The sequence below is a fragment of the Yoonia sp. 208BN28-4 genome (genome assembly GCF_037543925.1).
Taxonomy (GTDB): Bacteria; Pseudomonadota; Alphaproteobacteria; order Rhodobacterales; family Rhodobacteraceae; genus Yoonia.
In genome coordinates, this window is record NZ_JBBIFY010000003.1 from 213642 (window position 1) to 225554 (window position 11913).

General features: G+C 53.8%; 16 protein-coding genes and 1 tRNA gene. 5 read left to right on the forward strand and 12 right to left on the reverse strand.

Translation table 11 applies throughout. The annotated features are described in order from the left end of the window. The first annotated feature begins 46 nt into the window (after positions 1-46). Both V8J84_RS11255 and V8J84_RS11260 read left to right on the forward strand, forming a co-directional pair. Positions 47-1702, forward strand: coding sequence for an ABC transporter permease (locus tag V8J84_RS11255; protein ID WP_339931138.1), 1656 nt, complete (start codon positions 47-49; stop codon positions 1700-1702). 50 nt (positions 1703-1752) lie between these two features. Then, positions 1753-1828: transfer RNA gene (locus V8J84_RS11260), tRNA-Thr, on the forward strand. A gap of 86 nt (positions 1829-1914) precedes the next feature. On the opposite strand, the gene V8J84_RS11265 is transcribed toward V8J84_RS11260, so the two are convergent. Together V8J84_RS11265 and V8J84_RS11270 are read right to left on the reverse strand one after the other, a co-directional pair. Further along, positions 1915-2265: a hypothetical protein gene (locus tag V8J84_RS11265; RefSeq protein WP_339931140.1), complete on the reverse strand. Its 351-nt coding sequence runs from the start codon at positions 2263-2265 to the stop codon at positions 1915-1917. Further along, on the reverse strand, positions 2262-2540 hold the full coding sequence (locus V8J84_RS11270; RefSeq protein ID WP_339931142.1) for a hypothetical protein: 279 nt from the start codon (positions 2538-2540) through the stop codon (positions 2262-2264). The genes V8J84_RS11265 and V8J84_RS11270 overlap by 4 nt, the downstream gene beginning before the upstream one ends. A 69-nt stretch (positions 2541-2609) precedes the next feature. On the opposite strand from V8J84_RS11270, the gene V8J84_RS11275 reads away from it, so the two are divergent. Beyond that, positions 2610-3251, forward strand: a complete 642-nt coding sequence (locus V8J84_RS11275) for a hypothetical protein (protein ID WP_339931144.1) — start codon at positions 2610-2612, stop codon at positions 3249-3251. A 70-nt stretch (positions 3252-3321) separates the two neighbouring features. Then, positions 3322-3978 (forward strand): hypothetical protein, encoded by a 657-nt coding sequence (locus V8J84_RS11280; RefSeq protein ID WP_339931146.1) that lies wholly within the window; start codon positions 3322-3324, stop codon positions 3976-3978. On the opposite strand, the gene V8J84_RS11285 is transcribed toward V8J84_RS11280, so the two are convergent. From V8J84_RS11285 to V8J84_RS11330, 10 genes are all read right to left on the reverse strand, one after another. After that, positions 3975-5204 carry an HsdM family class I SAM-dependent methyltransferase gene (locus V8J84_RS11285; protein WP_339931148.1) on the reverse strand — a complete coding sequence of 410 codons (1230 nt, stop codon included), beginning with the start codon at positions 5202-5204 and terminating at the stop codon, positions 3975-3977. The genes V8J84_RS11280 and V8J84_RS11285 overlap by 4 nt on opposite strands. Before the next feature lie 93 nt (positions 5205-5297). Further along, complete coding sequence (locus tag V8J84_RS11290) at positions 5298-6008, reverse strand: hypothetical protein (protein ID WP_339931150.1); 711 nt, start codon at positions 6006-6008, stop codon at positions 5298-5300. Then, positions 5995-6219 (reverse strand): hypothetical protein, encoded by a 225-nt coding sequence (locus V8J84_RS11295; protein WP_339931152.1) that lies wholly within the window; start codon positions 6217-6219, stop codon positions 5995-5997. Before V8J84_RS11295 ends, V8J84_RS11290 begins: the two co-directional genes overlap by 14 nt. A gap of 12 nt (positions 6220-6231) precedes the next feature. After that, entirely contained in the window at positions 6232-6786 is a 555-nt protein-coding gene (locus tag V8J84_RS11300; RefSeq protein ID WP_339931154.1) for a terminase large subunit domain-containing protein, read from the reverse strand. Then, a complete protein-coding gene (locus V8J84_RS11305) occupies positions 6776-7393 on the reverse strand; it encodes a hypothetical protein (protein ID WP_339931156.1) in 618 nt (205 codons plus the stop codon). The genes V8J84_RS11300 and V8J84_RS11305 overlap by 11 nt, the downstream gene beginning before the upstream one ends. Then, positions 7390-7650 carry a hypothetical protein gene (locus tag V8J84_RS11310; protein WP_339931158.1) on the reverse strand — a complete coding sequence of 87 codons (261 nt, stop codon included), beginning with the start codon at positions 7648-7650 and terminating at the stop codon, positions 7390-7392. Before V8J84_RS11310 ends, V8J84_RS11305 begins: the two co-directional genes overlap by 4 nt. Further along, complete coding sequence (locus V8J84_RS11315) at positions 7643-8026, reverse strand: hypothetical protein (RefSeq protein WP_339931160.1); 384 nt, start codon at positions 8024-8026, stop codon at positions 7643-7645. The genes V8J84_RS11310 and V8J84_RS11315 overlap by 8 nt, the downstream gene beginning before the upstream one ends. A gap of 164 nt (positions 8027-8190) precedes the next feature. Next, a complete protein-coding gene (locus V8J84_RS11320) occupies positions 8191-8811 on the reverse strand; it encodes a hypothetical protein (RefSeq protein WP_339931162.1) in 621 nt (206 codons plus the stop codon). Beyond that, positions 8811-10160 (reverse strand): DUF4055 domain-containing protein, encoded by a 1350-nt coding sequence (locus V8J84_RS11325; RefSeq protein WP_339931164.1) that lies wholly within the window; start codon positions 10158-10160, stop codon positions 8811-8813. The genes V8J84_RS11320 and V8J84_RS11325 overlap by 1 nt, the downstream gene beginning before the upstream one ends. 3 nt (positions 10161-10163) lie before the next feature. Further along, positions 10164-10430: a hypothetical protein gene (locus tag V8J84_RS11330; protein WP_339931166.1), complete on the reverse strand. Its 267-nt coding sequence runs from the start codon at positions 10428-10430 to the stop codon at positions 10164-10166. A gap of 222 nt (positions 10431-10652) precedes the next feature. Between V8J84_RS11330 and V8J84_RS11335 the strand changes: the two genes are divergently transcribed. Further along, the gene (locus V8J84_RS11335) at positions 10653-11549 is read left to right on the forward strand and encodes a hypothetical protein (RefSeq protein WP_339931168.1); all 897 of its coding nucleotides are present in this window, start codon (positions 10653-10655) and stop codon (positions 11547-11549) included. Positions 11550-11913: the final 364 nt, after the last annotated feature.

Sequence of the window (11913 nt, forward strand, 5' to 3'; positions counted from 1 at the left end):
GGGAAATCTGGACAGATAAACCGGTTTCAGATAGCGGTGCCGCAAGATGTCCGACCAAATCCGTCAGTTATCCGCGCGCAAGCGCACCCTGCCGCAGGTTGAGCCGTGGTCCGTTGGGGCGGCGGTCATTGCTGTGCTCGTTCTTTTGCCGATCGTGGCGGTTGTCTATTTCGCCCTCACGCCAACCGAAAATATCTGGCCGCATCTGATGAATACGACCCTGCCACGGTATCTTGGCAATACGGTTGTGTTGATGGTGTGTGTCGGCGCATTGGCGGCTTGTGTTGGCACGGGCGCTGCGTGGCTGGTTGTCATGTATGATTTCCCCGGTCGCCGCTGGTTGGAGTGGGCCTTGCTGATGCCATTGGCCGTGCCCGCCTATGTGGGCGCCTATGCGCTGGTGGATTTTCTGGAATACGCGGGGCCGGTGCAGACGGCATTGCGCAACATGATGGGCTGGGACACGGCTGCCGACTACTGGTTTCCCGCGATCCGAACGCGATCTGCTGCAATCCTCGTGCTCGCCGCATCGCTATATCCCTACGTCTACATTCTGGCCCGCGCCGCATTTCGCGAACAATCCGGCGCAGGCTTTGAAGTGGCCCGTGCACTTGGGGCAGGGCCTCTGGGTCGGTTCATGCGTGTTGGCCTTCCGCTGGCACGACCCGCGATTGCGGCAGGTGTCGCGGTTGTCATGATGGAGACAGTTAACGATTTCGGCACGGTGGATTACTTTGCCGTCCAGACACTGACCACCGGGATTTTCTCGGTCTGGCTTCAGGCTGGCAATCTTGGCGGTGCGGCTCAGATCGCTTGCGTCGTGCTGGTAATGATCGTGATGTTGGTGACACTCGAGAAAATATCGCGCCGCAAGAGCCGCTTTTTTGCAGCAGCGCGGCATCTTCGACCCGTCCAGCGTGAACCTTTACAGGGGATTTCAGCAACAGGCGCAACGCTGGCTTGCCTGCTGCCGTTTCTGGCTGGATTTGTGCTTCCCGTGACAGTGCTTGCATCACACGCCTTTGATGCGGGCCAATGGCTGGCTCCGGGCCTCACGCGCGCCTTGTGGCACACGGTCACCGTCGGCGGCATTGCAGCGGTTCTCACGGTCGTTGGCGGCGTGTTCATGGTTTACGGGGTGCGCATGTCGCGGCACCGCTTGCCCGCATTGCTGATGCCCGTCACCGCAATCGGCTATGCCGCACCCGGCGCGGTGCTGGGCTTGGGTATTCTAGTGCCTTTGGCCGCGCTGGACAATAGGGTGGCTGATGCGGTGCTTGCCGTCACTGGCACAGACCCGGGCCTGATCATGACAGGCACTGCAGGCGCGTTGGTTTTCGCTTATGTCGTCCGGTTCTTTGCGATCGCCCAAGGAACAGCGGACGCCGCCTTGGGCCGCGTAGCGCCAAGCCTGCCCATGGCGGCCCGCTCCTTGGGGCGCACAGCTGGCGGCACATTGCGTGCTGTGCACATGCCTTTGGTGCGTGCCTCAATGGGCTCGGCGCTGCTTTTGGTGTTTGTGGATTGCGTGAAGGAATTGCCCGCAACGCTCCTTTTGCGGCCATTCAGCTATGATACGCTGGCCACGCGCGTGCACGCCAAAGCATCATTGGAAAACATCACAGAGGCGGCCCCGGCGGCGCTGATGATCACTCTTGTGGGGCTTGGTGCGGTCGCACTTTTGGCGCGGGCAAATAAATAGCTTTTTGCCCCTTGCGCGGACCAAGCGATATCGCTAAATCACCGCTCAGTGCCCCTATAGCTCAGCTGGTAGAGCAACTGATTTGTAATCAGTAGGTCCGCGGTTCGAGTCCGTGTGGGGGCACCATTTTTAACATAAATATCAAGATGTTGATTGCCGCCCGTTAAGGCGACCATCGTTGTTTTGTTAGGCTCAACAACAATTCTGCAACACTAGGCAGTTTCGCCTTCGGAATCGCGTTCTGCGAGTTCAGCATAGCGGCCATCGGCATAACGATAGCAGATGCCGTCATGCTGTTCGTGCCAGACCCCAAGCAGGAAGCCAGAATCGTGATGCTTGTCTAAGATGCGTTTGGCTTCTTCGATCTCTGACAGTGCTTGCGCGTCGGTCATCGGCACTTGTTCCGAACCGTTGAGCATCGAGTCTTCCCACCAGCTATGCGGCAAGTCATCTTCGAAACGCAGATAGTAGTAGCGACGGTTTTCAGTTTGGACGCGCAGTTCACGCACGCCCATGCCACAATCAGCGACAGCGGATGCAAGTTTGGTTATTTCGAAGCTCATGCTGCTGCATCCAGTTTGAGAACATTAGCCGCGTCCATCCAGATGACTTGCATCTCTCGAAGCTCGCGTGCCGTTTCTTCGACGCGAGTGACCGCAAATCCATGCTCTTTGTCAGTCATTAGGATCGACAGGACTTCTAAGTCATCTTCGTCTTGGAGAGACAGCTTTTGCTTTGCGACAAGCACGCAGCCGGCTTGGAATGCTATGTCCCTTTCGTCTGGGTGCGTTGCGAGGATCGCAAGTGCGCGTTGAAGGTTTTTGTCTTGATAGGGCATTTGGTAGTCCTTTCGGATATTTTGGGTTAGGCCTTGTTGGCCTGCCCTTTGTCCCAGAAAGCGAGTCCCGTGGAAAAACAGCCAGTTCAAACTGCGTGTTTCGAGGAGGTCTTTCTGGACTACCTGCGCCTACGCTTCGAGTTTGAACCGCTGCCACACTATGTCATGGCGGCGATCCACGTCTGCGACCAGAGCAGCCGGAGCTACCCCCAATTTGTTTTTGGCTTTTTGGCGTGGTTTGCTGACGGATTTCTGTTCGAGCGCGAGGGTACATTCCCTGCGCAGAGCCACAACAAAGACCCCGCAGACAAACGCTGGCGGCGCTACAGGGACTGCCAAGCCCTACTAGATGGATGGCTCAACGACGATCTGACAGCAGCGCTTGAGGCGCAAGAAGAACGCCTGGAACTGGTCGAACGTGTTGCTGCCCTTCGATTAGAAGAGCGCAAAGGCAGCCATACTAGCTCTGGGCGCAAACACAGCAAGATGACCAAAACCGAAACAGAAATCTTCGACGAACTGGAGGAATACTATGGAGACATTGCAGCCTACACCTTAAAGCGGCAGCATAAGAAACTCACCGAGCACCGCGAATATATGTCGGGGGTCTGTCCGGTTGCAATCGTTCCCTCCAGCAACGGGTTTGAAATTAAGATTATGGAAATAGACGAAGGCGTTTTCCGGCTGTTGACGCGCGCAGCACACAGCTAGCCCCTAAAGACCCCGAGCGCTACTCGACTTTCCGCTCCTGCCAAGTACAAAGGAGAAAAGGAGAGCCGTCTTGATTCCAGAGCAAAAGACCTACAGCCAAGACACCTCAGAGTACGATCAGAAATCGGTGCGGCTCAGGATCGAAGCCTTATTCTTGAACAACGTCGGGTTGGTAATATCGCGTGATCAGATTCGAGATGCGGCAAGAAATCCAAAGACAGGAGTGGACCCCGAAAACTGGCATCAACGTCTTTCCGAATTGCGCACTGATCATGGCTATACAATCCTGTCATGGCGGGATTGGGGCGAATTAAAACCGTCCGAGTACTGTATGCCTCATGTGGATAAACGTGAGATAGCAAGTAAACGTGTGCGTCCAACTACAGCAACGTGGAAACGAATTTTGGCTCGCGCCAATAATTGTTGTGAATGGCAGGAAGATGGTCAGTTGTGCGGTTTAGAGAATGGAGCAGTTGACCCAATTGGTGGTGGGACGGTCAAGCTCACGCCGGACCATACTACACCTCATTCAGTTAACCCAAACTCTGACCCCGCCGACGAAAGTCAGTGGCAAGCACTTTGCGGTCGACATCAGGTTATGAAAAAGAACTTCTGGGACGGTGCAACGGGTAAGGTCAACATCATGGCAATACTGCAAGCGGCTGGTGTGAAGCAAAAACGGGAAGCCTTAGAATTTCTCCAAAGCTACTTCGCAAGTAAAGGTTAGGTTTCGATGCCGCTAAGAGGCATGTCGAGCAAATCCGCTTTTCCAATTATTCGCGCTCCAACACCTTTAGTTAGCGCTTTCAGGTTCATCCTGCCTTTGTCAGAACAAAGTGCAGCATAAGCCAAGTCGCGGTGTTGTTGCGGTAGTCTAATGCGATAGACACAATCCGTAAGCACTGCCGACCCGTTTGCAACCATACCAATCTTCTCATGGAGGTTGCGGTCGACCCGTGCCATCAAAATGTCTCCGGCTTCTGCAACAACCTTTGCACTTTGGGTTAGGGATCCCAATTCAGGAAGATTGATCTCTCCGTCAATGATGTCCTTGTAGTCCGATGTGTGAAAAACAGGAAACTCAGCGACCTTCCTTTGAACTGTGCTGATAGACCCACGAAAAATTTCTGCGCCCAATTCTCGCAGCGTAGTGTGCGAGTCTGATTTTTCGCAGCGAAGGAAGTGGAAATTGAAATCCATACGGTTCTCAGCATTGATCCCGCTGATTTGGATTGGTTGAGATAGGTTTTGGTCAACGTCAGCGTTCAAAAGGGTTAGTGCCTGCGTTGGCCCGCCATCTTTTTTCAAGACAATGATGAAACACTGCGCGTCCGTCTCATGAAAAGAGTTGAGCGGCAGTTGTATTACTGTCTCGACAGTGTGGTTTTGAAGCAAAGACTTTCTGAATTTTTGAGCACGGGAAGTCGTGATAAGGCTATCGGGGACGACTACAGCAAGTCGCCCACCACTTTTCAAAAGCGCGAGTGATTGCGCAATGAACAAAACCTCAGCCGTGACCTCTGCCTTTGACCCACAAGCATCCGCTAGATCACCAAGTTGAAGCACATCTGCATGGTCACGGCTCCACTTCGGATTGAAAAATGGGGGATTGCACACAGCGACGTCAAACCGTCCATGCTCTTCTATTAGTCCGCTGGAAAGGTCTACGGTCAAAGCATCGCGTTGGTGATGTCTATGATTGATACAACCAACCCGATGAAGGCTTTCTTGCAGGGTTAAAGTCGTGGTCGGGTCCAAATCAACAGTAACGATGCTAATGTTAGGCCATCTTTGTACCGCAGCCTTACTCAAAGAGCCTTCTCCTGCACCGAGATCAATTAGGGTCTGCGGATCGTCGCAAGGTATGTGTCGTGCAAGAAGTTCGCCGACAGATACCTTTGTGAAAAACTTATTGAGCGTTCCGACTCTTTTTGCCGCAAATTTCGTCTGCATGACTGCTGAAGTACCTTCTTTGTTCTCTTTTTCATAATCAGTTTCAGTAGGTTTGTCAGCACCAATCCAGTCGCTTTCAATTTGGCTTCATAGTCACCAAAACCCACGCAGCGGTGCCTCACCGATATGCGCACCGATTGACCGATGATCTGACAGCCACAAGGCCAGCGATGCGGACACAGCCAAGTCAGCATGGCCGAACTTTGTCCCGCCTTCGATGCGCACACGACCTGTCGATCCCACATCAGCCTCAAAGCTCTCAAGCTCTTGGCGCAGCAGGTCGCATGCTTCGAAGTTGCCGATGGACAGATCACCTGTGTGAATGGCTGAATTGAGCGCCGACAGCAGCCGCGTGCGCCCGACGTTGTTGAAAGTCTGGCCGCGCTCCTTGGTTTCGCTTTCATTTTCGCCTGACACCATCTGGACGCGGGTGTGCTGCACTGACTTGGAATTAAGAATATCGCAAAATGCACGGCCAACGCCGGAGGAATCCACGACGAGATAGGAGCGGCCTGCAATCGCGGGGTCCGTCATAAGGTTACGTGTCACAGTAGCGAGGTCAGCATAGGACATTGCGGGCAGATGATCCGAACGCACAATCTCGCGGCGACGTTTGGTCAGGTCCTGCCGTCCGTTGGCATCGTAGAACGGCACACGTTCGTCGATACAGATCGAATATGCGTTCCGGTCCTGCGCCTGCGCAATGTCCAAGCCCACGAGGAAGCGGCGATACCATTTAACGATCTCAACCGCTGGATCAGCATTGGGCAGGATCAAGTCCTCGCCGCGTTCAAACACCTGCATATAGGTTTCCTAACATGAGTTGTGGGGTGTCGGTGTAGGCAGCAGTGATTGCTGCCGAATCGAAAAACTGGTGTCCGCGCCCCATCCAGTTGAGGCCGTGTTCCACATCAAACTCGAACTTGGACAGAACCTTTCGCTGACGGGCCACGAGTTTCGCCATGCGCGGCAGATCAAGGGAACAGGCGCGGATGCGTTCGACTTCGGGATACATTTCCCAATCGCTTCACATCTCATAGGCTTTGCCCGATTTGCCGCCCGGCGTGGTGATCAGGATTGTCTTGGCGTTATCTTCCGCAATCGAAAGTGTTGAGCCGAAAACATCATCGGGAATAAACGCGGCCTCGTCATAGATAAGGAGGCCGTTTTTAACGCCGTAGCCACGGGCCTGCTCACCGTTTTGACCAGCGGGAACGCAGACAACCGAAGACCCATTCTTGAGGTGCAATTCGGTCATGGTGCGCCGCTTCGTTTCAATCGGCAGCGCCATCTTTTCCCAAGTGTAAGCGATCTTGGCAAACAGCAGTTGAGACTGAGCCAGCGTCTTCGAAAGGATGATTACCTGATGCTCTGGCTTGGACAATTCTTGCCCCGCCATGACACCGACAGTTGTTGATTTGCCGATCCGACGCGATGCCAGCACCATGATGATGTCTGAGGCAGAATTCATTAGCGTGCGCTGCCATTCATCGGGCGGGCCATCGACCACCCGTTCAAGCAGCAGCTCCGGCTTTATCCGCTCGTTAAGGGTGCGAAGGAAAAGGCCAAGATCATTCGACATAAAGCGGAATCCGCCGATCTTCGATCACTTGCCGGAATGTATCGAACGCCTCTGGGTGAGCTTGGAACACGACCCACAACACGTCCATCAGCTTTTGAACGTCGGGATGCTCATTCAGGCCAAGTACGATGGTCGTCTTGTCGCGCAGGTTGGAATAAACTTTCAGCAGGTTCTCGTAGGATTTGTTTTGATCCCGCAGCAATTGCATCATCGGGGCCAGAACTTCGAGCAAGCCTTCACTACCACCATCGACCATGCCGTTCAGCGTGCGATAAAGGCGCTGCTGCTCTTTGAGGATGCCCTCAATGCCGCCTTCGATCTTGTCTTGGGCGCTGTTCACCTCTTGGTCCAGTGACGTTGCATCCAGCTTGTTGGCCTCAACAAGAACGATCTTTTCGACCTCCGGCGTGATGAACCGTTTGCGGAACCGCGTCAGGCTTTCGAGATCGACACAGCATCTTTGCGCAATCTCTTTGAACTGGCGGCGGCGCAATACGCAATCAAGAACGACCTCAACCACATCGGAGCGGGCGCGGATCGTTGAGCGGCGACCATTGCCCGATTCCACGGGCAACGCGTCTTTGATGCGGTCATAGTTGATGCTCATGCCGCTGCCTGACGTGTCAGGGTCAGGCCAGCCAAGCCAACCATATGCGGGGCCATTCGTCCAATGACGCGACGGGCGTCTGCGGCATGGAGCGGATGCGCTGCAACATCGCGAATGAAGTCGGGTTCTTCCGCGCTGTAAAGGCAATCTAGGATGGCATTGCGTGCGAGGGTCACATCGAACTCTCGAACCCTGTGATAGATACCCGACAAAAATTCGCGGGCTGTGGCATCTGCTGCTTTGTCGAGATCAGCCATCGGTTACGATCTCCACTGTTGTGCCTGACTTCTCTGCCTGCGCCTTGGCACGACGATAGATTTGCGCGTCACGCGCCTGAGATCGGGTCAGTCGGATTGGTTCCGGTGTCAGTGCGGCTTTAATTGATGCGGGATCATCATTGCGCTCAAGCAGTGTTTTGAACTGCCCCGCGTCGGCTTGATCCTTGGCGGCGGCATCGGCAGCAGCGCGTTTGCGGTCCTTCAATTCATCAAGCATCTTTTCGGAGTTGGCTTTCAGGCCGCCGATGGAATCTTCGATCTGTTTCGATACGCTCTCGGCCAGCGCTTCCAATAGTTTTGGCGTCGCCTTTTCGATGAATTGTTCCATCAGTTTGTCGTTGTTGTCGTCAGACATATGTGCTGCTCCTTCACGTAGGCACAAAAAGAAAAGCAAGCCCTGAGGCTTGCCCTTCCACTACGTGAAGATGCGCGACCCCTGTCTTGCAAATTGACAATAAGTGCCTGCTATTGCTCAATAAAGCGCAGTTTAAGGTGTTGAGCGAGAAGACCTAAATCCGATCAAGCAGCCGCCAGAATATAGGTATGGTTTTTGTCATTTCTGACGACCTCGCCCTTATTGATTGCGTTTGCGAGGACTTTGCAGATCATGGAGTCGCCAAATTCGCCATCCGTAGCAGCAATCAAATCTTTGAATTGGCGAGGCTGCGATAGCAGTGGCAGGACGGTTGATCTGATAGTGGAATAACTCGCTTTTACCTTCTGACGCGGTGCCGTGGGTTTTGGCTTTGCCTGCTGCTCCCGCGCAGCTTGCGCCCGTTCCGGTTCCGATTGTTCTTCATTCCAGAATTGGCGGGCAATCTCGATGCCGCCGAATGAGTTTCGGGTGTCTGCGCCAACAATCTCGCCGCCATCAAGGATGCGCAGGATATTTGTCCGCAGGGCTTCGGGATCAATCTCACAGGCCGCACAAAGGCGGCGACGGGACTCTGCCCATGCGCCTCTTTCCCGCGTTAGGAAGTAAAGAGCCTCCCGCCGCGCAAGTTGTGCTTCATCCTTTTCAGAAGCCGGAATGACTTTGCCGAAAAGGTCGAGGACGGAACGGGCGACAACAGCACGGTAGAGGGATTGTGGGCCATCTGGACGCGAGATATGCAGCCCAAAGTCAGGGTCAAGGATCATCAGGCATCACGCGTGCCGATGATGGGGGATATGTCGCCGCCATCGGTTTCGATCATATCCTTTTCGTCCTCCCACGACCGATCTGCGCGGATGATCTCGCCCTTTTGCAGGTTCTCATGCAGGGACGCGCGGCTGATCACACCGGACAGATACAGCTTCATCTGCTGTTCAATCATTTTCGGTTCCATCGCGCTTTCGATGAAGTCGCGGGACAAGGACACCGACGCCTCGTCAGGATCATCGCCAACCCACTCAGCAGCAAGGCGTAGAAGGCGGTTGAGGCCAGCCTCGACGAAAACGACCACGCCATGCAAGAGCGCAAGCTCTGACCGCGTGCGCTGCGTCGCTGTGCCTAGAGTTTCGTTCCGGTTGACTGTCGAACTCAACATGCGTGCGCCAAGTGAGATCGTCGTTTCGGATTTCTCCTCCATGATCTCTTTCATCGCGGCGACGCCGTGACCTTGGAATTCCAGCATCCCAACTTCTGCACCTTCGGGCAAAGTCCAAATTGTTCCCGCGCCGATCTGCGTTGGCACTTTGTCGGCTGGGATCGAACCCGCAACCCAAGGCGTCGGCGCAGCCGTGAGAAAGATTGCGTGTTCCCGATCTGCGCTGTTCTTGAAGTGGGAGATTGCAACTTTGCACAGCGATAGAAATGGCGGAGTGACATGTTCTGGCCGCAGCCCTTCATGGCTGACCATGACGAACGGGATATAGGTAAGGGGCTTGCCGTTGACCATCGGGATATGGTTTTCGCCCACATCGACACGGTTTTTGTGCTGATCACGTGTAAAGCGGCGGAACTGATAGACGCAAGCCTCAAGGATCAATTCGTAGGTGACGTCTGCGTCTTCCCATTGCTCGTCAGATGACAGATGCACCCGCGTCAGGACTTTGTGGCCATCGACAAAGCCCGTCGAAAAATCTTCAATGGATTCCGCGTTGAAGGTCGAGAAGTGAGGGACGGTGTTGGTCGTTGCGCCCTCTGTTGGCAAATCAAGCAGGATACCGTAGCGGCCCATAGTTGCGACCTCGCGCACCATGTCCTCAATCAAAACCTGCATCGGCGCATCTTCGTAAGTCGCGTTCAGGCGCATCGGCTCAAGACGTGCAGGCAGCTTGATCACAGGGTCTTTGCGCAGGGCAAGGCCGACAAGTGCGCGGAGCGTCATTTCCGGCGCACCGTAGAAGCAGGCGCGGTCCAGATAGTGCGCATAGTTTTGCGCGGTCATGCCGTCAGGTTGCGGGACATATGTCTGTCCCTGTTCCTTCACTGCATCTTCGCCAGCAATGCAGGCGCGGATCAGATGGTATTGCGATTGCAGGCGGTCCCAGTTTGATCGTGTCATTGATTACGCCTCAAGCACGAGGGCAAATAGGTGGCGGTAGGGCAGTTCAAAGCGACCCCCGCCAGCGTGGACACGAAGACCATCGCGACAGCGATCAACCATCACGGCATCAACTGTCATGTCGCGCTGTTCGGGGTTCATCAGCATTGTGCGGAGGGCTGTTTGTAGGGCAGCTTTCGAGATTGGAATGGAAAAGGCAGTCGAGGACGAAATGGTTTTCTGGGCGAGCGTGCAGGCGTCGCCGCCATCAGCGGTGAATGTAATTTGCATGGGGTGTGCTTTCATTGAGTGTGAACGGCCATCCGAAAGGATCAGCGCGCGAAAGATGGCCGTTCAGATGAGCCAAGCCGCGCAGATCGAATGTGGACGGTTGGCGGCGGGGCGCTCAACTCAAGAAAAAGGTGTAATTGGGCTTAGGTGCTATAGTAATCAGGTGGAGCAACTACCGATTTTAATTTGTTTAACTTTGCCAATGAGAGTTAGGATTTTTTGATGCCCGAAGTTCAAAGCGCCAGACATATCGGGATGCGCCGTGCCCATGCGTTAGCGAATATGACGGAACAACAGCAGCTTGATCTAATTGCAGAAGGGCTTCCAGTTTTAATGAATAGCGCAGGCAGTCTACTTGACGCATCCAATGAGCTTTCAAACCATCCAAGGAGCGCGTCGATGCTAAGACGCCACGCATCTGAAGAAGTAGCGAAAATACTGATACTCGTCGATTTGGTAAGATGCCCCGCCTCACAGCGTCCCTCGCGGGTCGGGAAGATGACTAAGTGGTTTTATGATCATCTAGCACGTTTGATTTATGTCGAAGCGCAAAGCTGGAAACCGATGCACGCTTCGCAGCTCCAAGAATACATCAACAGCCATCGTCGAACTCATTATTTGGAAGGCTCCGTTGGCGAATACATTATGCCAAATTGGGAAGTGTATCGCCGCGAAAGCGGCATGTATGCAGACATAATTGGTGAAGAAGATGGATCGTTCCATTGGAGCGATCCACAGTCCACTTATCGCGATCCCGCCTTCAACGACTTAATCTTAGGCGGACGTTCCGAACCACGATCTTGGTTGATTTGCAAAGCATTGCAAGATTTTGGTGTGTTCACTCGGCAAGGGTTGGACCTAACAGCAAGAGCTTGGAACTCTGTCGATTTTCGTGAAACTGAAAACCATGAGGATTCAAAAAAGCTAACGTATGAAATGGCCCGTGCTTTGGAGAAGGCCAAGCTGTTTGCGGATACTGCAAACGAAGACCAACTCGGCACTCTATACCACGAATGGCAGTTGCCGATGTACCGAATGGATTTTTCAGCCATCGAAGTTTCTTTGGAAGACCTAAAAGACGAACGTGATCGAAACATGTGGTCCGAATATGGTTATTAGTCCTGCGCACAAGCCTTAGAAGGTCCGCTGAACGGGGGCGCAGATTTTTGCTCAGATGTTTCCGACTGTGGGGGCGGGTTTCCATATTAGCAGGAGGGGTCCTAAAAGGTGCCGATGTATACCTGCGACTTGGTCGCAACTGGATGTTGCAGCATTGTTGTAGAGCGAAACCAACCGCTTAATGCGCCACGGCAATTCACTAGTGCGATTGATAGGTTATCAATTGCTTGCACGCAACTACGTCAGCATTGTTGACGTATCACGGATAGATCGCTCCGAGTGACAGTGCAGCGCGTTCGCATCGTGGCATCGTCAGCCGCGAGTTAAACTGTCACTCGCGTTAATAGAGATACATACTATTAAG